Origin of the sequence: Shinella granuli (genome assembly GCF_004341885.1) — a bacterium.
Taxonomy (GTDB): Bacteria; Pseudomonadota; Alphaproteobacteria; order Rhizobiales; family Rhizobiaceae; genus Shinella; species Shinella granuli.
Map to the genome: position 1 here is coordinate 73,538 of NZ_SLVX01000010.1, position 21,073 is coordinate 94,610.

Annotated in this window: 19 protein-coding genes; 14 read left to right on the top strand and 5 right to left on the bottom strand. The window is 65.7% G+C overall.

Annotated elements, in window-relative coordinates; genetic code table 11:
* Nucleotides 1-89: 89 nt before the first annotated feature.
* The 11 genes from hisD (at nt 90) to EV665_RS17050 (ending at nt 13,057) form a co-directional block, all read left to right on the top strand.
* On the top strand, nt 90-1,403 hold the full coding sequence (hisD, locus tag EV665_RS17000) for a histidinol dehydrogenase (protein WP_133035010.1): 1,314 nt from the start codon (nt 90-92) through the stop codon (nt 1,401-1,403).
* 60 nt (nt 1,404-1,463) lie between these two features.
* The gene (locus EV665_RS17005; RefSeq protein ID WP_133035011.1) at nt 1,464-2,711 is read left to right on the top strand and encodes an ABC transporter substrate-binding protein; all 1,248 of its coding nucleotides are present in this window, start codon (nt 1,464-1,466) and stop codon (nt 2,709-2,711) included.
* A gap of 67 nt (nt 2,712-2,778) precedes the next feature.
* Nucleotides 2,779-3,672: a carbohydrate ABC transporter permease gene (locus EV665_RS17010; RefSeq protein WP_133035012.1), complete on the top strand. Its 894-nt coding sequence runs from the start codon at nt 2,779-2,781 to the stop codon at nt 3,670-3,672.
* A complete protein-coding gene (locus EV665_RS17015) occupies nt 3,665-4,540 on the top strand; it encodes a carbohydrate ABC transporter permease (protein WP_133035013.1) in 876 nt (291 codons plus the stop codon). Before EV665_RS17010 ends, EV665_RS17015 begins: the two co-directional genes overlap by 8 nt.
* Nucleotides 4,541-4,544: 4 nt before the next feature.
* On the top strand, nt 4,545-5,645 hold the full coding sequence (locus EV665_RS17020; RefSeq protein ID WP_133035014.1) for an ABC transporter ATP-binding protein: 1,101 nt from the start codon (nt 4,545-4,547) through the stop codon (nt 5,643-5,645).
* A 10-nt stretch (nt 5,646-5,655) separates the two neighbouring features.
* Nucleotides 5,656-7,158: a GMC oxidoreductase gene (locus EV665_RS17025; RefSeq protein WP_133035015.1), complete on the top strand. Its 1,503-nt coding sequence runs from the start codon at nt 5,656-5,658 to the stop codon at nt 7,156-7,158.
* A gap of 14 nt (nt 7,159-7,172) precedes the next feature.
* Nucleotides 7,173-8,804 carry a GMC family oxidoreductase gene (locus EV665_RS17030; protein WP_133035097.1) on the top strand — a complete coding sequence of 544 codons (1,632 nt, stop codon included), beginning with the start codon at nt 7,173-7,175 and terminating at the stop codon, nt 8,802-8,804.
* A 75-nt stretch (nt 8,805-8,879) separates the two neighbouring features.
* Nucleotides 8,880-9,509 carry an HAD family hydrolase gene (locus EV665_RS17035; protein WP_133035016.1) on the top strand — a complete coding sequence of 210 codons (630 nt, stop codon included), beginning with the start codon at nt 8,880-8,882 and terminating at the stop codon, nt 9,507-9,509.
* Nucleotides 9,506-10,288, top strand: a complete 783-nt coding sequence (locus tag EV665_RS17040) for a DeoR/GlpR family DNA-binding transcription regulator (protein ID WP_133035017.1) — start codon at nt 9,506-9,508, stop codon at nt 10,286-10,288. Before EV665_RS17035 ends, EV665_RS17040 begins: the two co-directional genes overlap by 4 nt.
* An 18-nt stretch (nt 10,289-10,306) precedes the next feature.
* A complete protein-coding gene (locus EV665_RS17045; RefSeq protein ID WP_133035018.1) occupies nt 10,307-11,311 on the top strand; it encodes a glycoside hydrolase family 3 N-terminal domain-containing protein in 1,005 nt (334 codons plus the stop codon).
* Nucleotides 11,312-11,482: 171 nt separating this feature from the next.
* The gene (locus EV665_RS17050) at nt 11,483-13,057 is read left to right on the top strand and encodes a phospholipase D-like domain-containing protein (RefSeq protein ID WP_133035019.1); all 1,575 of its coding nucleotides are present in this window, start codon (nt 11,483-11,485) and stop codon (nt 13,055-13,057) included.
* Here EV665_RS17050 and EV665_RS17055 read toward each other — a convergent pair.
* The gene (locus EV665_RS17055) at nt 12,955-13,887 is read right to left on the bottom strand and encodes a putative bifunctional lysylphosphatidylglycerol flippase/synthetase (protein WP_133035020.1); all 933 of its coding nucleotides are present in this window, start codon (nt 13,885-13,887) and stop codon (nt 12,955-12,957) included. The genes EV665_RS17050 and EV665_RS17055 overlap by 103 nt on opposite strands.
* A gap of 87 nt (nt 13,888-13,974) precedes the next feature.
* Here EV665_RS17055 and EV665_RS17060 point away from each other — a divergent pair, with 87 nt between their 5' ends.
* Nucleotides 13,975-14,700, top strand: a complete 726-nt coding sequence (locus EV665_RS17060; protein WP_133035021.1) for an endonuclease/exonuclease/phosphatase family protein — start codon at nt 13,975-13,977, stop codon at nt 14,698-14,700.
* A gap of 104 nt (nt 14,701-14,804) precedes the next feature.
* Here the strand turns inward: EV665_RS17060 and EV665_RS17065 are convergent, their stop codons facing one another.
* Both EV665_RS17065 and EV665_RS17070 read right to left on the bottom strand, forming a co-directional pair.
* The gene (locus tag EV665_RS17065) at nt 14,805-15,302 is read right to left on the bottom strand and encodes an RES family NAD+ phosphorylase (protein WP_133035022.1); all 498 of its coding nucleotides are present in this window, start codon (nt 15,300-15,302) and stop codon (nt 14,805-14,807) included.
* Nucleotides 15,303-15,310: 8 nt separating this feature from the next.
* Nucleotides 15,311-15,661 carry an MbcA/ParS/Xre antitoxin family protein gene (locus EV665_RS17070; protein ID WP_133035023.1) on the bottom strand — a complete coding sequence of 117 codons (351 nt, stop codon included), beginning with the start codon at nt 15,659-15,661 and terminating at the stop codon, nt 15,311-15,313.
* A gap of 329 nt (nt 15,662-15,990) precedes the next feature.
* Between EV665_RS17070 and EV665_RS17075 the strand changes: the two genes are divergently transcribed.
* The gene (locus tag EV665_RS17075; protein WP_133035024.1) at nt 15,991-17,004 is read left to right on the top strand and encodes a zinc-binding alcohol dehydrogenase family protein; all 1,014 of its coding nucleotides are present in this window, start codon (nt 15,991-15,993) and stop codon (nt 17,002-17,004) included.
* Between the two features lie 3 nt (nt 17,005-17,007).
* Here the strand turns inward: EV665_RS17075 and EV665_RS17080 are convergent, their stop codons facing one another.
* Together EV665_RS17080 and EV665_RS17085 are read right to left on the bottom strand one after the other, a co-directional pair.
* Complete coding sequence (locus tag EV665_RS17080; protein ID WP_133035025.1) at nt 17,008-17,904, bottom strand: LysR family transcriptional regulator; 897 nt, start codon at nt 17,902-17,904, stop codon at nt 17,008-17,010.
* 147 nt (nt 17,905-18,051) lie between these two features.
* Complete coding sequence (locus tag EV665_RS17085) at nt 18,052-18,546, bottom strand: Lrp/AsnC family transcriptional regulator (protein WP_133035026.1); 495 nt, start codon at nt 18,544-18,546, stop codon at nt 18,052-18,054.
* A 212-nt stretch (nt 18,547-18,758) separates the two neighbouring features.
* On the opposite strand from EV665_RS17085, the gene EV665_RS17090 reads away from it, so the two are divergent.
* A complete protein-coding gene (locus EV665_RS17090) occupies nt 18,759-21,053 on the top strand; it encodes a transketolase-like TK C-terminal-containing protein (protein ID WP_380686754.1) in 2,295 nt (764 codons plus the stop codon).
* The last annotated feature ends 20 nt before the right edge of the window (nt 21,054-21,073 follow it).

Consider the following 21,073-nt stretch of genomic DNA (forward strand, 5'->3'; position numbering starts at 1 on the left):
TCCCGGCGGGGAGGCATCCGCCTCCCTTGCCCTCCCAAGACGATTGACAACGCGGCGCCGACGGCGGCCGTGAACGAAGAGACTTTGTCATGATACGCCACATCAAAACAGCCAAGGCCTCCATCGAGCAGGGCGGCACCGACAGCGCGGTCACCAGGACGGTCGAGGCCCTTCTCGCGAAGGTCCGGGACGGCGGAGACAAGGCGGTTCGCGCGCTCTCGGTCCAGTTCGACGGCTTCGACCGGGAAACCTACCGCCTGACGAAGGAAGAGATCGCGCACTGCATCAATTCGCTTGCGCCGCGGGAACGGGAGGACCTGGATTTCGCCCAGGACCAGATCCGCCGGTTCGCCGAAGCGCAGAAGGCGGCATTGAAGGACATCGAGGTCGAGACGCTGCCGGGTGTCGTGCTTGGCCACAGGAACGTGCCGATCCAGAATGTCGGATGTTACGTGCCGGGCGGCAAATATCCGCTGCTCGCCTCCGCCCACATGACGGTGCTGACGGCGCGCGTCGCTGGCTGCGAGCGCATCATCACCTGTGCTCCGCCGTTCCAGGGCAGGATCGCGGAAAAGATCGTGGCGGCACAGGCGCTTGCCGGCGCGGACGAGATCTATTGCCTCGGCGGCGTGCAGGCCATTGCCGCCATGGCCTATGGTACCGAGACGATCGAGCCCGTCGACATGCTCGCCGGCCCCGGCAATGCCTATGTGGCGGAAGCCAAGCGCCTGCTCTTCGGCCATGTCGGCATCGACCTTTTCGCCGGCCCGACGGAAACGCTTGTCATCGCCGATGACAGCGTCGACGGCGAACTGGTGGCGACCGACCTCCTCGGCCAGGCCGAGCACGGGGTGAACTCGCCCGCGATCCTCATCACCAATTCGGAGAAGCTGGCGCGCGATACGCTGGCGGAGATCGAGCGCCTTCTGCAGATCCTGCCGACGGCGGCCGTCGCCGGCAAGGCCTGGGAGGATTTCGGCGAGATCATCCTGTGCGACACCGTCGATGAAATGGTGGCGGAAGGCGACCGCGTCGCCTCCGAGCATGTGCAGGTCATGACCCGCGACCCGGACTATTTCCTTCGGAAGATGAAGAACTACGGCGCGCTGTTCCTCGGCGCCCGCACCAATGTCGCCTTCGGCGACAAGGTGATCGGCACGAACCACACCCTGCCGACCAACAAGGCGGCCCGCTACACCGGCGGCCTCTGGGTCGGGAAGTTCCTGAAGACCTGCACCTACCAGAAGGTCCTGACCGACGAGGCCTCCGCCCTGATCGGCGCCTACAGCTCGCGGCTCTGCCTGATGGAAGGGTTTTCCGGCCATGCCGAGCAGGCCAACATCCGCGTCCGCCGCTACGGCGGCCGGAATGTCGGCTACGCGATGCCCGCAGACCCCGTTTAACAACCACGCACAGAGCCTGCCAAGGGCCGCGACCAAAACTCAACCAGAGAGGATGAAACCATGTCCAGATTTATCGCCACAGCGCTTGCGGCGACCATGCTCGTGCCCGTTGCAGCCCATGCGGAGGGCCAGATCGAAGTCCTGCACCACTGGGTCTCGCAGAGCGAGGTCGACGCGCTCAATGTCATCCGCAAGGAGCTCGAGGCCAAGGGCTTCGAGTGGAAGGATTCGGCGGTCGGCGGCATGAGCGGCGCCAATGCCCAGCAGGCGCTGCGCTCGCGCCTGACGGCGGGCAACCCGCCCGGCGCCATGCAGTTCCTCGGCTGGGAAGGCGTGCAATGGGCGGAACAGGGCGTCGTGCGCGACCTGAACGACCTTGCCACCGCCGGTGGCTGGCGCGAGGCGCTGGCCCCGCAGCTTCTGCCCTTCGTGACCTCGGGCGAGGCCTTCATCGCCGCGCCGATCAACATGCACCGCCAGAACTGGGTCTGGGCCAACAGGAAGCTCTTCGACGACGCCGGCGTTGCCGTTCCCAAGACCTGGGCGGAACTGATCGAGACCGGCAAGACGCTCAAGGAGAAGGGCATCGTCCCGGTCGCGATGGGCGACGAGCCCTGGCAGATCGGCATCATCTTCGACGCGCTGCTCTCCGATATCAACGGCCCGGAATTCTACCAGAAGACGGCAATCGATCTCGACCCCGAGGCGCTCGGCAGCCCTGAAATGGTGAAGGTTTTCGATATGCTGCGCGAGGTCCGCGGCCTCGTCGACGACAATTTCGTCGGCCGCGACTGGGCTGTCGCCACCGGCATGGTCATCAATGGCGAGGCGGCCATGCAGTTCATGGGCGACTGGGCGAAGGGCGAATTCCTCGCCAAGGGCCTGAAGCCCAACCAGGACTTCTACTGCTTCGCGACGCCGGGTGCGGTCACCTCCTTCCAGTATCTCATCGACAGTTTCGGCATGTTCACCGTCAGCGACGAGACCGTGCAGAAGGCCCAGGTCGCATTGGCCGAGACCATTATGGACCCGAAGGTCCAGAAGGGCTTCAACCTCATCAAGGGCTCGATCCCGGCGCGTAACGACGTGTCGGTCGACGATTTCGACGATTGCGCCAAGCTCGGCTACCAGGAGCGCGCGGCGGCGATCGAGAAGGGCAGCATGCAGGGCGCCATCACCCATGGCTTTGCCGCAAAGCCGGAATTCGCCTCCGTCTTCAGCGATGTGGCCGCGCAGTTCTTCGTCGGCAAGATGAGCTCCGAAGACGCCGTCAAGATGCTGGTCTCCGGCATCGACAACGCCCGGTAACCCGCATCCCCATCGGAGGAGCCGGCGTGCCGGCTCCTCCCACAGTCCTTGCCATCGGAGCTGACCCATGAGCGCCTCTACGCGCATGTCATCGCGATTGGCAGGCTGGCTGCCGCGCATCGTCGTCGCTCCCAGCCTGCTCGTCGTCATCGTCACGGTCTACCTGTTCATTCTCTGGACAGGCGTGATTTCCGTCACCTCGTCGAAATTCGTGCCGACCTACGATTTCGTCGGCCTCGAGCAATATGTCCGCCTGTGGGCGACGCCCCGCTGGCACACCGCCGTCGCCAATCTCTTCATCTTCTCCGCGCTGTTCCTCGCGCTCTCCACGGGGCTCGGGCTGCTCATGGCCATCCTGCTCGACCAGAACATCCGGGCGGAAGGCGCGCTCCGTGCGATCTACCTCTACCCGATGGCGCTCTCCTTCATCGTGACGGGGACGGCCTGGAAGTGGATCATGAATCCCGGCCTCGGGGTGCAGAAGGTCGTCAACGATCTCGGCTGGACCGACTTCCGCTTCGACTGGATCACCAACCCCGACACGGCGATCTACACCGTCGTCGTCGCCGGCGTCTGGCAGTCCTCAGGCTTCGCCATGGCGATCTTCCTTGCAGGCCTGCGCGGCATCGACAATTCCGTCATCAAGGCCGCGCAGATCGAAGGGGCCTCGCTGCCGCTGATCTACCGGCAGATCATCATCCCGATGCTGCGCCCCGCTATGCTGAGCGTCATCGTCCTCTTGAGCTACATCGCCATCAAGAGCTTCGACCTGGTTCTGGCGCTGACGAATGGCGGCCCCGGCACGGCGACCGAGCTGCCGTCGACCTTCATGTTCTCCGCCACCTTCCGCCGCAACCAGATGGGCGTCGGCGCGGCGAGTGCCGTGATGATGCTGATGACCGTCGCGGCCATCATCGTCCCCTACCTCTATTCCGAACTCCGGAGTGAGAACAATGGCTGAAGCCCTTTCCCAATCCGGCAAGGCGCGGCTCGGCCGCCTCTTCGTCTACGGCTGCCTCGTCGTCGTCGCGCTCCTCTACCTCATGCCCCTCTGGGTCATGGTCGTGACGTCCCTGAAACCCCTCGACGAGATCTATGGCGGCTCGTTCATCGGCGTGCCCAAGGTGGTGACGCTCGATGCCTGGCGCGCGGCATGGTCTGAGGCCTGCATCGGCACGGAATGCACCGGCCTGAAACCCTATTTCGTCAACTCGCTGCTGATGGTGATCCCGGCGGTGGCGCTCTCGACCGGCATCGGCGCGATCAATGGCTACATCCTCACGAAATGGAGGTTTCCCGGCGCGAATTTCGTCTTCGGCCTCCTGCTGTTCGGCTGCTTCCTGCCCTACCAGGCGATCCTCATCCCCATGGCCCGTACGCTCGGCCTTCTGGGCCTTGCCGGTTCCATTCCCGGCCTCGTCGCCGTGCATGCCTCCTATGGCATCTGCTTCACGACGCTGTTCTTCCGCAATTACTTCGTGTCGCTGCCGGATGAGCTGACCAAGGCGGCGATGGTCGACGGGGCGGGCTTCTTCCGCATCTTCTGGAGCGTCATCCTGCCGACCTCGATCCCGATCATCGTCGTCTCCTGCATCTGGCAGTTCACGCAGATCTGGAACGACTTCCTGTTCGGCGTCTCGTTCACATCAGGCTCCAGCAGTCCCATCACGGTGGCGCTCAACAACATCGTCAACGTGACCACCGGCCGCAAGCAGTACAATGTCGACATGGCCGCCGCCATGATCGCCGCCATCCCAACCCTGGTCGTCTACATCGTCGCGGGCCGCTACTTCGTCCGCGGGCTGACGGCCGGCGCCGTGAAAGGCTGAAGCCATGTCCACTCTCGAAATCGATCGCGTCCGCAAGGCCTATGGCCATCTCGAAGTCCTGAAGGAGGTGTCGATCTCCATCGGAACCGGCGACTTCCTCGTGCTGCTCGGCCCCTCCGGCTGCGGCAAGTCCACGCTGCTCAACATGATCGCCGGGCTGGAGACCATCACCGGTGGTCAGATCCGCATCGCCGGGAAGACCGTCAACGACCTCTCGCCGAAGGACCGGGACATCGCCATGGTGTTCCAGTCCTATGCGCTCTATCCGACGATGACGGTGCGGCAGAACATCGAGTTCGGCATGAAGATCCGCCGGATCGCCCAGGCCGACCGCGACAGGGCCGTGAAGACGGCGTCGGATCTCCTGCAGATCACCCATCTTCTCGACCGCAAGCCCTCGCAGCTTTCCGGCGGCCAGCGCCAGCGCGTCGCCATGGGGCGGGCCATCGTGCGCGAGCCGAAACTCTTCCTGTTCGACGAGCCGCTGTCGAACCTCGACGCCAAGCTGCGTGTCGACATGCGCACCGAGATCAAGCGCCTGCATGCCCGCCTCGGCACGACCATCGTCTATGTCACGCATGACCAGATCGAGGCGATGACGCTCGCCACGCGCGTTGCCGTGATGAAGGACGGCGTGGTGCAGCAGCTCGACGAGCCGCAGGCCGTCTACGACCGGCCGGCCAATGTCTATGTTGCCCGCTTCGTCGGCTCGCCGGCCATGAACATCGTGCCGGCGGTGCTGGGGGCCGAGGGGGCCACGGCGACAGCCGTCATCGATATCGCCCGGCGGCCGGCGGCGCGCATCGGGGGCATTTCCCTCTCCGCGGAGGCGCTTCGCCGCTATGCGGGCAGGAAAGTACTGGTCGGCATCCGCCCGGAGAACTTCTCGATCGCCACGGCGAGTGCCGCACCAGCGCTGACCGTCGATTTCGACGTCGTCGAGCCGACGGGGCCGGATACGCTCGCCGTCTTCCAGCTCGGCGGCGTGGAGGTGACCGCCCGCCTTCCGCCACGCCAGGCCCATGCGGGCCGCGAGGCCGCACTGGCGGTCGATACGTCCAAGATCGTGCTCTTCGACAGCGAAACCGAAACGCGCATCGACTGAAAGATTTTTTATGACCGAGACGGCAGACATCGTCATCATCGGCTCCGGCATCGGCGGAGCGTCCCTGGCGCACAGCCTTGCGCCTTCGGGCCTCAAGATCGTCATTCTCGAACGGGGCGTGCATCTGACGGACAGTCCAGAGGCGCGTGACGATGTCGCCATCTTCCAGAAGGGCTTCTACCGGTCCTCGGAGGAATGGCTGGGCACGGATGGCGAGAGTTTCCTGCCGGGCAACTACTATTATGTCGGCGGCAATTCGAAGTTCTTCGGCGCGGTCATGTACCGGTACCGCCGCGAGGATTTTGCACCGCGGCCGCATATGGACGGTGCGTCCCCCGGCTGGCCGATGTCCTACGAGGACCTGTCGCCCTGGTATGACGCGGCCGAGCACGTTTTCAGGGTACGCGGCTCGACCACGGACGACCCGACGGAGCCGCGGCATGAAAGACCCTATTCCTACCCGCCGGTTCCCGACGAGCCGGCGATCGCCGCCGTCCGCCGCCGGCTGGAGAAGGCGGGCATCCATCCGGCCTCCCTTCCGCTGTCGATCGATCTCGACGCCTGGCTGAAACGGGCGCCGACGGGGTGGGATGCGTTTCCGAACACCGGAACGGGCAAGATCGATGCGGAGGTGGGGCCGCTCGCCAGCGCGCTTGCCCATCCCAATGTCAGCCTCGTGACCGGTGCCAGCGTCATGCGCCTCGAAACGGACGGGGCCGGGCGCCGCGTCACCGCGGCCGTCTACAGGAAGGACGGCGTGGAGCATCGCATTTCCGCCGGCCGCTTCGCCGTTGCCGCCGGCGCGGTCCAGTCCGCGGCGCTTCTCCTGCGCTCGGCCAATGGGACGCATCCGGCCGGTCTCGGCAACAGTTCGGACCAGCTCGGGCGCAATTTCATGAACCACAACACGACGGCGATGCTGACGATCCGTCCTTTCGCCGCCAACAGTTGCGTCTACCAGAAGACCATCGCCTTCAACGATTTCTACAACGAGGACAACGAATACGGTTTCCCGCTCGGCAATGTCCAGCTCCTCGGCCACATCACCGGCAACATCCTCAAGGCCAACCTGCCGATGCCGGCGCCGGCCTGGTTTGCACGGCTGGTGGCGCGCTATGCCTATGGCTGGTTCCTGACGAGCGAGGACCTGCCCAATCCGGAAAGCCGGGTCATGGTGCGGGACGATCGCATCGTCATGCACTGGATCCGCTCCAACATGCGGGCGCATGAGGCGCTGATCGCGAAAACCCGCGCCGTCATGCGCAAGGCGGGGTTCCCGATCGTGCTGACGCACACCTTCGGCCGCAAGACGACATCGCATCAATGCGGCACGGCGCGCATGGGCCATGATCCGCAAAGTTCGGTCGTCGATCTCGATTGCCGCAGCCACGATGTCGAGAACCTCTACATCACGGATGCCTCCGTGTTGCCGACCTCGGCCGCCGTCAATCCGGCACTCACCATCGCTGCCCTCGCCATCAAGGCCGGCAGCGCCATTGCAGGGGGAAAGTGATGGCACTTCGCGCCATGGGATCGGCCCGCTTCGGGATTTCTCCCCGGCATCCGGACGAGGTCGACACGTTCGATTATATCGTGGTCGGCGGCGGGTCGACGGGCTGCGTCGTGGCCGCGCGCCTCTCGGAGGATCCCGCCGTGCGCGTTCTCCTCATGGAGGAGGGGCCGCGCGACCTCAGCCCCTACATCCACATTCCCGGTGCCTACTACAAGACCGCGCAGGGCGATCTCCTGAAGCGCATTCCCTGGGAGCCGATGGCCGAGCAGGAGCGGACGGAAACGCCGACCATGGTGCAGGCCCGGGTGCTGGGCGGCGGCAGCTCGGTCAATGCGATGATCTATATCCGCGGCGTGCCCGACGACTACGAGCAATGGGCGCGCCTCGGCGCGGAGGGCTGGGGCTATGCCGATGTCCTGCCGTATTTCAAGCGCGCCGAGGACAACAACCGCTTCTGCAACGAGGCCCATGGCGTCGGCGGGCCGCTCGGCGTCTCCGATATCGATTACATCCATCCGCTGACCCGCGCCTGGCTGCAGGCCTGCCAGCAGGCGGGGCTGCCCTATAATCCGGACTTCAATTCCGGCGATCCGGCGGGCTGCGGGCTCTACCAGATCACGGCGCGCAATGGCCGCCGCAGCTCGGCTGCCGTCGCCTATCTCAACCCGGCCCGCAAGCGCGGCAACCTGCGCATCGAGACGGGAACGACGGTCACCCGCATCCTCATCGAGAAGGGCAGGGCGGTCGGTGTCGAATGCGCCAGGGGCAAGCGCAAGGTCATCTACCGCGCCGATCAGGAAGTGGTCGTCTCCACCGGGGCGATCGCGACGCCGAAGCTGCTGATGCTGTCGGGCATCGGCCCGGCGGATGAGATCGGGCGGCACGGCATTGCGGTCCATGCCGACCTGCCGGGCGTCGGACAGAACCTCCAGGACCATATCGAGATCTCGCTGGTCTACCAGCTCAATGGCCCGCACAGCTACGACAAGTACAAGAAGCTGCACTGGAAGGCCCTTGCCGGGCTGAATTATGCGCTCTTCCGCAACGGTCCCGCTTCGTCCAACCTCATCGAGGGCGGTGCGTTCTGGTGGGGCAACAGGAGCGAGGCGACGCCCGACATCCAGTATTTCATGGTGGTCGGCGCCGGCATCGAGGAGGGCGTCGATGCCGTGCCGGGCGGCAATGGCTGCACGGTCAATCTGGGGCAGATCCGGCCGCGCTCGCGAGGGGAGGTCACGCTTCAGAGTGCCGATCCGGCGGCAAATCCGCGCGTGGCGCCGCGCTATTTCTCCGATCCCTACGATCTCGAAGCCATCACCGACGGCACGATGGCGGCCCTCGACATCATGGCGCAGCCGGCCATCGCGAAATTCGTGACGGCGCGGCATACGCCGGTGCCGTCCCTCAGGACCCGCGAGGAGATCCGTGCCTTCTGCGTCAAGGACGCCCATGCGGCCCTGCACCCCGCCGGGACCTGCCGGATGGGAGGGGACGACCGGGCCGTGGTCGATCCGAAGCTGCGCGTGCACGGCATCGAGCGGCTTCGTGTTGCCGATGCCTCGGTCATGCCGACGCTGATCTCCGGCAATCCGAATTCTGTCTGCATCATGATCGGCGAACGCGCTGCCGATTTTCTGCGTCAATAGGCGCTGCTTTTTATTGCATATATTTGCGTGTTTGTGCATGATTAGAATCAATACATGCACAAAGAGGCAAGCGAAATGAATCCAAGCATTGTGGTCTTCGATATCGGCGGCGTGCTGATCGACTGGAATCCCGCCTATCTCTATCGCCAGCTCCTGCCGGACGAGGCGGCGGTTTCGGCCTTCCTGGCGGAGGTCTGCACCCCGGCATGGAACGAGGCGTTCGATGCCGGGCGGCCGTTTGCCGAGGGCATAGCCGAACTCGTGCAGCGCCATCCCGAGCGGGCCGATCTGATCGAGGCCTACTGGCTGCGCTGGCACGAGATGCTGGGCGGCGAGGTGCCGGGGACCGCCGGCATTCTGGGACGGCTGAAGGCGGACGGTATTCCCGTGCACGCGATCTCGAACTGGTCGGCGGAGACCTTCCCGCGGGCGCAGGCGATCTTTCCCTTCCTCGATGCGTTCGATGTCCTCGTCGTCTCCGGACGGGAGAAGCTCATAAAGCCGCATGCGCCCATCTTCGAGCGCTATCTGGAGCGGGCGGGCGTGCGCGCCGAGCAATGCATCTTCATCGACGACAATCCGGCGAACATCGCCGCGGCAGCGGCACTCGGCTTCCACACCGAGCACTTCAGCACGGCCGAGGCGCTGGAGACCCGCCTCACGGCCCTCGGCCTGCTCTTGCCGGAAGTGGAGACGGCGGGATGACCGCGGACAGGAAGGAACTGGCGGCGCTTTCTCCGGAGGAGCGACAGGCCGTCATTCTCGAAAAGGTCAATGCGGCCGGCCGGGTCCTTGCAGCCGGGCTGGCGCAGGAATTCGGCGTGTCGGAGGATTCGATCCGCCGCGACCTGCGCGACCTTTCGGATGCGGGGCTCGTGCAGCGCTTTCACGGCGGCGCGGCGCGGCTCGTCACGCCGGCGCTCGATTTCCACCGACGCGAGGCGCTGCATGCGGAGGAAAAGCAGTCGATCGGCCGCGCCGCGGCCGCGCCGATCCCCGATGGCGCGACGCTGCTGGTGGATTCGAGCACGACGGTCGTCCGTTTCGTGCGCGCGCTCTCGCCGGCGCTGTCCCTGCGCATCATCACGACCGCGGTCGACGTCGCCGCCGCCGCGCTCGATCATCCGCTCGCCGAGGTGGTCATGCTCGGCGGCCGCCTGGGCCGGCTGACGCGCAGCGCGACCGGCGCCGGCGCGATCGACGCGATCCGGGCGCTGCGGGTCGACTATTGTGTTCTCGGCACCTGCGGCATTGATCACGGCCTCACGCTCCGCGCCGACGATTTCGAGGATGCCCATCTGAAATCGGCGATGATCCGGGCCGCGAACAAGACCCTGCTCCTGGCGACGGCGGACAAGCTCGGCCAGGCGGCAACTTATGAAGTGGCGCCGATTGCCGCCGTATCGGCGCTTTTCACCAGCAGCCGGGATACCGCCATCCTCAAGGCCATCCGCGAGGCCGGCGTCGATGTCGAGACAGTCTGACGGACCACGGAGATGACGATGCGCTTTTCACCGGATGACGACGCCCGGGCGATCCTCCTGCCCGCCTTCGATACGCTCGACATCATCGATGTCATGGTGCCCTTCCTGGAAAAGGGCGGCTGTTCCGTCCTGATCGGCGAGACGCGGGCGGAATATGTCGCACGGCGCATGTCGGCCGAACGGTTGGCGAGCGAGACGCCGGATAGCTTTCAAGCCGCCGTCGCGCGGTTGAAGGCCGTAACTCCCGGCTTGATCGTCGCCGTGGACCAGGAACTGGGCGGCATCCAGCGGCTGCAGGGGCTGATTCCCCCGCTTCCCTCGCTCGACGAGGCGCATGCGCTTGACGACGCGGCGCTCGCCGAACGGTGCAGGGCGACGGCCGCCGCCGCCCGCGCGCTCGGGGTTTCGATGTTCCTGGCGCCCATCGCCGATGTCATAGACGGGCAGAACGCCTGGCTGCACGGCCGCACGATGGGCAGCTATCCGCAGGCCGTTGCCCGGGTGGCGGCGGCCTTCGTGAAAGGGGTCCAGAGCGCCGGCATCACTGCGGTGACGAAACATTTCCCCGGCTTCAACGACCTGGAGGGCGATCCGGCTCTCGTCGACGTTTCCCTGCGCACATCGCGTGATCGCCTTCTTCACAACGCCCTGCCGTTCACCGCCGCCATCGAAGCCGGGACACGGGCGATCATGACGGGGCCGGCGCCCGTCGCCGCGCTCGACGGGCAGAATGCCGCGAGCACCTCGCCGGCGGTCATGGCGATGCTGCGAAACGACTTCGGCTTCAAGGGCCTGATCGTCAGCGACGATCTCGATGCCCCCGCCACGATGCGCGGTCGTTCCCTGCTCGAAACCGCGATCGCTTCCCTCGGCGCGGGGGCGGATTTGCTGCTCGTGGGCGGCGGGCCGCACCTCGATGCGCTGTGCGACGGCATTGCCGACGCTGCCCGTTCCGGACGCCTCGCGCCGGATCGCCTGGCGCAGGCGGCGGCCCGAGTGCGGCAGGCTGCGGCAGGCGGGTAGGCGCGCGAGCGCGAAGACCGAGGTTCTGGTGTCTTGTGGGGCGGCGAATCCAAACGCAGGGAACAGGCCTTGAGGTTGGAATCGGCTCGTGCGCTGCATGGAAGGGAACCAAAACCGTTCCCGCGAATTTCCGCGCAGGATGCGTGATACCACCAGACGAGGCGGCAGAGAGTGCGAAACGACGGTTTCCCGGTGCATGTTGCACACACCAGCGCGCCGGCCCCCATCATCCGGCCCGGCGTGAATGCCTGGCGGGTGGCGAGGGCCGACCGGTTGAAGGTCCTCGTCGATGGCGAGGCCTATTTCCGGCGGCTGGAGAACGTGCTGCTGCAGGCGCGCAAGGAGATCTGGATCGTCGGCTGGGACTTCAATCCGGATATCCCGATCCGGCCCGACAGGCCGCATTCGCCGAGCCTCGGCACCTTCCTGCTCGACCTTGTCGCGGCGCGCCCGGACCTCACCATCCGCGTGCTGATCTGGGGCATGGGGCCGATCTATTCCGGAAAATCGCTGAAAATGTTCCGCAAGCGGCGCTGGTCCTCCCATCCGCGCATCCAACTCGCCTTCGATAACCGCCATCCGATCCGTGGCTCCCATCATCAGAAATTCGTGGTGGTGGACGACCGCGTCGCCTTCATCGGCGGCATCGACCTTACCGCCAAGCGCTGGGATACGAGCGAGCACCGCATCGACGATCCCCGCCGGGTCATGCCGTCGGGCGAGCCCTACGAGCCGGTGCATGACATGCAGGTGGCGCTGGAGGGTGAGGCGGCCCGTCTCGCCGGCGATATCGCGCGCCGGCGCTGGCTGTTCGCCACCGACGAGGCGGTGCCGCTCACCGGGGCCGCGGCCGAAGTTTCCCTCGACGGGCTCGCGCCTGACATGGCCGGGGTGGATGTCGCCTTCACCCGCACGGAGCCGGCGATCCGCGGGCGGGAGGCCTGCACCGAGGCGATGGACCTGACGGTGGCGGCCCTCAAGGCCGCGCGGCGGCACATCTATATCGAAAGCCAGTATTTCGCCTCGAAGAGGGTCTGCGACGTGCTGTGCGAAAAGCTCGCAGAGCCGGATGGGCCGGAGGTGGTCGTGGTCTCGACGCTGAGCTCGCACGGCATCATCGAGCGTCTCGTGCTCGGCGCCAATCGCGACCGGCTGATCCGCCGCCTCGGCCGGTGCGACAGATATGGCCGCATGCGTGCCTTCTATCCTGTCGTGCCGAGACCTGACGGTACGGAACAGGAGATCGTCATCCATTCCAAGCTCGTCATCGTGGACGACGTCTTTCTGCGCATCGGCTCCTCGAACCTCAACCAGCGCAGCGAAGGGCTGGATACGGAACTCGACATCGCGGTCGAGGCGCGCAGGCAGGAGGAGCGCAAGGCCATCGTCGGCCTGCGCGACCGGCTGCTGGCGGAACATCTCGATGCCGATCCGGTGCTGTTCGGGGCCGCGGTGGGCGCAGAGGGATTGCTGGGCAGGACCATCGACGCCTTCAATACGCGTGCGCGCGGGCTGCGGCCGTTTCCGGATGCCCGAGGCAGGGGCTCCATCGAGCCGGTTGCCGGTACCGGGCTTGTCGATCCGGTCGCGCCGTGGTGGCCGCTTCCGGCCTGGCGAGATGCGGCCCGGGCGTTTCTTCGCCGTCAGTTCGGGCTGTCGCGCAGCCCGGCATCGCCGTTCGATCCCAGCAAAGCCTCGCTGGCGAGCAGCGACACCAGCCCCAGCGGCAGCGGGATGAAGAAATAGACGGCACGAAAGGCGATCAGCGCGCCGATCGGGGCGGCGCCTCCCAGAAGAAAGGCGATCGTCGCCTCCAGCACGCCGAGCCCGCCCGGCACATGACTGACGAGCGCCGTCAGGTTGCCGACCACATAGGCGGCCGTCGTTTCCATATAGCCGGTCTTGCCGCCGAGCAGTTGATGCAGGCAGGCGCCGACGCAGGCGAAGTTCAAGGTCCCGATCACGATCTGCATGCCGGCAAGGCGCACCGTCGGCAGGGCGAAGCGCCAGCTCTTCACCTTCAGTTCGCCGCGCACGAAGGCGGCAAGCGCAAGATAGGTTGCGCCAAGCGCAAGGCAGGCAAGGCCGAGGGCAAGGGATGCCGCCGTTCCCAGCCCCGCGATCCTGCCGGCGGTGCCGGGAAGCAGGATGAGGCAAAGCCCGGCTAGGGTGATGAGCCCGAGGCCGACCGTCACGCCGCAGAAGACGATCAGCTTGGCGATCTCCTCGCCGTCGAGGCCCCAGCGGGAATAGAAGCGGTAGCGCACGGCGCCGCTGGAAAGCGCGGCGACGCCGACATTGTGGCCGATGGCCAGACTGGTGAAGGAGGCGAGCGCCGCGCGTGGATAGGAGAGCGGTTTGCCGACATAGTGCAGCGCCAGGAAATCGAAGAGCGTCAGGCAGAGATAGGAGCAGGCCGCGAAAACGAGTGCCAGGGCGAAGCTTGTCGTGGGAATGGCGGCGATCGAGCCTGTAATCTCCACCCATGAATATTGGCTCAGCGTCCGGTAGACCAGCCAGCCGGCGACAAGCACCGCGCAGGCGACAAGGGCATGCAGGATATGGCTTCGTTTCATGCGTCGGGTCTTCCTCGCTCTGTCCGGGCGGAACGAAAATGCGGCGTCCCGTGTTCCCGAAGGCGTCGGAAGCAACGAGAGGACGGCATGGCGAGGCGGCTCAGGATCGCAACCTACAATGTGCACAGCTGCTTCGGCACGGACCGGAAGCTCGATCCCGCCCGCATTGCCGCGGTGATCGCCGAATGCGAGGCTGATATCATCGCCTTGCAGGAGGTCGATGTGGCCCGTGCCCGCAGCGGCGGTATCGACCAGGCAGAGACCATCGCCAGCCATCTGCGCATGGTCTCGCATTTCCATCCGGCGCTGCATCTTGAAGAGGAGCGCTATGGCGACGCCCTGCTCACGGCGCTGCCGACGCGGCTCGTCAAGGCCGGCGGTCTGCCGTCCCGTGGCGAACCGCGCGGCGCGCTATGGGTCGAGGTGCCGGTCGATATGGTGAAGCTGCAGGTCTTCGTCACCCATCTCGGCCTTCTCGGCGCCGAGCGCGTGCGGCAGACCGAAGCGCTGATCGGGCCTGGCTGGCTCGGAGCGGAGATGCCGGAGAATTCCCGCATCCTCTTTGCCGGAGATCTCAACGCCATCTCGCGCTCTGCCTCCTATCGCCTGCTCGTGCGGCGCTTCGGGGATGCGCAGGTCATGGCCGGCGGCCGACCGCAGCCGACCTTTCCCTCACGACTCCCGCTGCTGCGGATCGATCATATCTTTGTCGGGGAAGGGATTCGCGTCGAGCGGGCATTCGTGCACGACAGCCCGCTTGCCCGCCGCGCCTCCGATCACCTGCCGCTCTGCGCCGACTTCGAGATCATGTAATCCTGCCGGCGGGAAACACGTTCCTCTTTCGAGGCTTGCCGTCTGGTCCGTTTGCGCCCGCACGCGGTGTTGACCGACAAGACGACGAACCTGTAATTCGGCCTTTATCGCGACAGGCGGTTCTCGTCGTCGATCAGGACGAGGCGGCTGGGCATGGCCTCGCCCCATGTCCACAGGACGAGATTGAGATCGCCGTTCATTGCGGCCGGCGCGAAACTCTTCACGAGCAGCCCCTGATAGCCGGCGGCCGAAAGCCGGCGCGCAAAATCCTGGGTTCGGGAGATGCCAGAAGCCCGCATCTGGTCGCGCCAGGCCGGATCGGCGATCGCGGCCGCATCCATGCCTTCCGCATGCAGCGCCTCCGCGTCGCGGCAGTCGAAAACCCGCGCGATATCGGCATCGTAGGAAACGAGGGTGGTCGGCTGCAGGTTGCCGACCTGGTTGGCCTCCCGCAGCGCCGTCATGATCGACAGCGACGTGTAGAGCGCCGGCATGCCCTTCGGGTTGAACCGGCCGCCATAGAGCTCCGCACCGCGCCCGGACAGCGGTTCGCGGGCATAGACCGGGTTCAGCGCCCGGTATAACTTTCCCTGATAGCGCATCTGCCGGGCTATGCGTGGATGCCGGCGTCGACTGCGTCGATATAGTCGAGCACGTCGTCCGCGCGCCCGCTTCGGACCAGTTGCATGGCCGTCTGGCCGGAAAAGCCGGGAAGCGGCTCGGAACGATACCAGGCATAAGCCATCAGCGCCGAGCCGAAACGGGGCTCGACCTTGTTGACGATCTCGATCATCTCGCGCAGGCGGCGCTGGGTCTTGTCGGAGCGGACGCGGTCCTTGCGCTGGATGGCATCCTTCCCGAGCCCGGCCGTCCGCGCGATTTCCTCGCTGGTCGTGCGCAGGGCATCGGCGATCTTGCGCGGCACGAAAAGCCCGTCGTCGGCATATTGGGCAAGGCCCATGGCGATTTCCTTCCGAACTTGCCATTCATTATGACGCAATATAGCGTCAGATATCGCGGAGTTCAATGGTAAGGCGCCGAAAGGAGGAGGCGACCGTGCCCGCAGTAGAGGGACGTCCACCCGCGATATTCATTCGGAGTGCTCCGTTTTTGGCAAGATCGATGGAGCAGAATACGGGAAATCCGAATTATCCATTCTATGGCGGGGCAATTATCGGCGAAGGCCGCAAGACATATCTTCTCCTCGTTCATACCCGCAACGAGGCGCTCTCGCCGGTCCATCTGCCCGGCAGGCCCTGCTTTTCGCAGTACATATTCAGGAGTTTCAAGATGCGAGCCATCGGCTACGAAAATCCGCAATCCATCGATGCCACGACGGCCCTCGTCGATATCGACCTTCCGCGCCCGGAACCCACGGGACGCGACATTCTTGTCGAGGTGAAGGCGGTTTCGGTCAATCCGGTCGACACCAAGATCCGCGCTTCGGCAAAAGCCGAACCGGGTCAGTGGCGGGTGCTGGGCTGGGATGCGGCCGGCATCGTCACGGCCGTCGGCCCACAGGCAAGCCTGTTCAAGCCCGGCGACACGGTCTTCTATGCCGGCGCCATCAACCGCCCCGGCACCAATGCCGAATATCACCTCGTCGACGAGCGCATCGTCGGCAACAAGCCGGCCTCGCTCGACTTCCCGGCAGCGGCCGCCCTGCCGCTGACGTCAATCACGGCCTGGGAGATGCTGTTCGACAGGCTGGACGTGACGCGGCCCGTTGCCGGCGCGGCAGATGCCATCCTCATCATTGGCGGCGCCGGCGGCGTCGGCTCCATCGCCATCCAGATCGCCCGGGCGCTGACGGACCTGACGGTCATCGCCACCGCCTCGCGGCCGGAAACGCAGGACTGGGTGAAGGCGCTCGGTGCCCATCATGTCATCGATCATCGCAAGCCGCTGGCCGCGCAGGTGGAAGCCCTCGGCATCGGCCAGCCGGCCTTCGTCTTCTCCACGACCAACACCGACGACCATCTGGGTGAAATCGTCGAGCTGATCGCGCCGCAGGGCCGCTTCGGCCTGATCGATGACCCGAAGACGCTGGATGCCCTGCCGCTGAAGCGCAAGTCGATCTCGCTGCACTGGGAATTGATGTTCACCCGCTCGCTGTTTGCCACCGCCGATATCGAGAAGCAGCACGCGCTGCTGAACCGGGTCAGCGCGTTGGTGGATGCCGGCAAGATCAAGTCGACCCTCAACAAGAACTTCGGCACCATCAATGCGGAGAACCTCAAGCGCGCCCATGCGCTCATCGAATCCGGCAAGGCCAAGGGCAAGATCGTGCTCGCCGGCTTCTGACGCTCAGACGCCGCAGCCCGTCGAAAGGGCCGCGGCGATGCGGTCGATGAGCATGCGCACGCGCCGCGGCTGCACGGCGCTTGGCGGATAGACGATCTGCAATGCCGTGCTGCCTGCGGAGAAATCGCCGAGCAGCTCGACAAGCGCGCCGGCGGCGAGATCCTCGGCCACGTCGCGGATCGATTTCAGCGCGATGCCGCGCCCCTGCCGGCACCACTCACGCACCAGCCCGCCATCGTTCACGACCCGCCGCCCGCGCACGGTCACCTTGCGCACCACAGCGTTGATGACGAACGGCCAGTCATGGTCGATGTTCTGCCCGAAGCGCATGACGATGCAGTCGTGCTGCGCAAGATCGTTCGGATGGGTGGGCGTGCCGTGCGCCGCGAGATAGGCCGGCGCGGCGCAGACGACGCGGCGGTTCTCCCCGAGCGACTTTGCCTTGAGGCTGCTGTCGGCCAGCATGCCGTGCCGGACGGCGAAATCCATGCCCTGCCCGACGATGTCGACATTGCCGTCCGTCAGGTTGAGATCGATCGTGACGGCGGGATGCTCGGCCAGGAAGGCGTCGATGACAGGCACGAGCAGGCGACGGCCGAGATCTTCCGGCGCGCTGAGCCGGATCGGTCCGGAAATGACATCCGCGCCGCGCCGCACGCGGCTTTCCAGCTCCTCCGCTTCCGCCAGCAGTCGTCTCGCCCCCTCGACGAGCGCCCTGCCCTCCTCCGTCAGGCTGATCGCCCGTGTCGTGCGGATCAGGAGCGCCGCGCCGTAATAGGCCTCCAGGGATGCCAGGCGTTCCGAGACGGTCGCAGGCGACAGGCCGACCTCGCGGCCCGCAACGGCAAGGCCGCCCTTCTCGACGATGCGCAGGAAGAGGGAGAGATTTTCAAGCAGCATTGATCGCTTTTCCCGAATGATGATGCCGGGAACGAAGCAATTATCGGGCACGACCGCAAGGGATGTTGCGCAACCATGTTTCCGCGCCGAAGGTTCATGGACGCGCGGTGCTGTCGGACTTGGCGCGGATGACGGTGCCCTCGCCGTTCAGGAACGTCCCTTCAGATGTCCGGTCGGAAGCGCCGTCGTATACTTGATCTGGCTGAGGGCGAAGCTTGAGCGGATATTGGCAACGCCCGGGATAAGCGTGAGGAAGTCGACGACGAGGGCCTGGAATTTCATCAGGTCCTCGACCACCACGCGCAGCATGTAGTCCGCCTCCCCGGTCATCAGGTAGCATTCGACGATCTCGGGCTTGGTGCGGATGGCGGCGTTGAAGACGTCGAGCGATTCCCGGTCCTGCTGCTTCAGCGAGACCTGCACGAAGACATTGACCGCCAGCCCCAGCGCCTGCGCGTCGACCAGCGCGACCGACCCCTTGATGACGCCGTTTTCCTTGAGGTCGTTGACCCGCCGCCAGCAGGGCGAGGCCGACAGGCCCGTCGCCTCCGCCAGTTCCGAAACGCTCATTTCGGCATTCTGCTGCAGGAGGTCGAGGATGCGGATGGAGGCGGCATCGAGGCCAGGCTTGGAAATCGGCATAGTTGACCGAAGAAAGAGGAATTATCGAAATTCTATTTCGCAATTTCGTTATCCTTGGTCAACTGCGATCAGTTTTCCCGCCCGCGCCGGTGTAGCATTCCTCGTCATTGGAGGACGGGAGTGAGACAAGCATGAATGAGGCGGCCTTGACGCCAGCGCAGCTGGCATGCCTGAAAGACCTGGAGCGGCAGGTGCTGTGGCATGCCTGCTGGATGATCCACAATGCCAACCACCTGCGTGAGAAGGGCGAGGTGAAGGTCGGCGGGCACCAGGCCTCCTCGGCCTCGCTCGCCTCGATCATGACGGCGCTCTATTTCCATGTGCTGCGGCCGGAGGACCGTGTTGCTGTCAAGCCGCATGCCTCGCCGGTCTTCCATGCCATCCAGTACCTGATGGGCAACCAGACACGCGAAAAGCTCGAGAATTTCCGCGGTTTCGGCGGGGCGCAATCCTATCCGAGCCGCACCAAGGACATCGACGACGTCGATTTTTCCACCGGATCCGTCGGGCTTGGCGTGGCGATCACCGCCTTCGCCTCGATCGTGCAGGACTACATTGCCGCCAAGCCCTGGGCCGGGACGCAGCCGGGCGGGCGCATGATCGCGCTGGTCGGTGATGCGGAGCTCGACGAGGGCAACATCTATGAATGCCTGCAGGAAGGCTGGAAACACGACCTGCGCAATACCTGGTGGGTGATCGACTACAACAGGCAGAGCCTCGACGGTGTCGTGCATGAAGGCCTGTGGCAGCGCATCGAAGGCATTTTCACGGCTTTCGGCTGGGATGTGAAGGTGCTGAAATATGGCGCGCTCCAGCAGGCCGCCTTTCGGGAGCCGGGCGGCGAGGCGCTGCGCGGCTGGATCGATCGATGCCCGAACCAGCTTTATTCCGCGCTGACCTTCCAGGGCGGGGCCGCCTGGCGCAAGCGGCTCACCGACGAGATCGGCACGCAGGAGGGCGTCGCGGACCTTCTGGCGGCACGCAGCGACGATGCGCTTTCCGACCTCATGGGCAATCTTGGCGGCCATTGTCTCGAAACGCTGATCGAGACGTTCGAGAGCATCGACCACGACCGACCGACCGTCTTCCTCGCCTATACGATCAAGGGCTGGGGCACGCCGCTCGCCGGCCACAAGGACAACCATGCCGGCCTGATGACCAAGGCCCAGATGGAGACGTTCCAGGAGCGCATCGGCGTTGCGCCGGGTACGGAGTGGGAGACGTTCGGGGCGATCCCCTCGCCTGCCCCGGTGCGCGCGTTCCTGAAGACGGTGCCTTTCTTCGCCAAGGGCACGCGACGATTCGCCTCCCCTGCCGTGCCCTCTTCCGGCCCGGTCTTCCTCGAGGATCGCGAGCTGTCGACGCAGGCGGGTTTCGGCAAGATCCTCGATGCGATCGCCAGGCGCGACGACGCCCTGTCGGCGCGCATCGTCACCACGGCGCCGGATGTGACCGTCTCGACGAATCTCGGGCCCTGGGTCAACCGCCGCGGCCTTTTCGCCCGCGAGCGGATGGCCGATACGTTCCGCGACGAGCGCGTGCCCTCGGCGCAGAAATGGGAGTTCGGCCCGGCGGGCCAGCATATCGAGCTCGGCATCGCCGAGATGAACCTGTTCCTGCTGCTCGGCGCCGCCGGCCTGTCGCATTCGCTGTTCGGCGAGCGGCTGCTGCCCATCGGCACGGTCTACGATCCCTTCGTGGCACGCGGCCTCGATGCGCTGAACTATGCCTGCTACCAGGATGCGCGCTTCATGATCGTCGGCACGCCTTCCGGCGTGACGCTGGCGCCGGAAGGCGGGGCACACCAGTCGATCGGCTCGCAGCTCATCGGCATGAGCCAGGACGGGCTGGCCAGCTTCGAGCCGGCTTTCCTCGACGAGCTGTCCGTCATCATGGACTGGTCCTTCGACTATATGCAGCGTGACGGCGACGGCACGCATGACAGGCGCACCTGGCTGCGGGACGAGACCGGCGGCTCGGTCTATCTGCGCCTGACGACGCGGCCGCTGGAGCAGATCGCGCTTCGCCGCGAGGATCCGGCCTTCCGGCAGGGCGTGATCGACGGTGCCTACTGGCTGCGTCCGCCTTCGGCGCGCACCCGCATCGTGCTCGCCTATCAGGGCTGCATCGCGCCGGAAGTGCTGATGGCGGCCGGGCGGCTCGCCGAGACGCATGGCGACGTCTCGGTGCTGGCGGTCACCTCCGCCGACCGGCTGAATGCCGGCTGGACGGCGGCGCAACGCGCCCGCCGCCAGGGGGATGCCAGCGCCCGCAGCCATATCGAGACGCTGCTTTCCGCGGTTCCGCGCGATGCGGGTCTCATCACCGCCACCGACGGCCATCCGGCGACGCTCGGCTGGCTCGGCGCAGTGGAAGGGAACCGCACGGTCTCGCTCGGTGTCGAGCACTTTGGCCAGACCGGCACGATTGCCGATCTCTACGCCCATTTCGGCATCGATACGCATGCCATCGTGGACGCGGCGCGCTCCTTCCGAACCGGCGGCTGAAGCGGAACGTCGCATCCGGA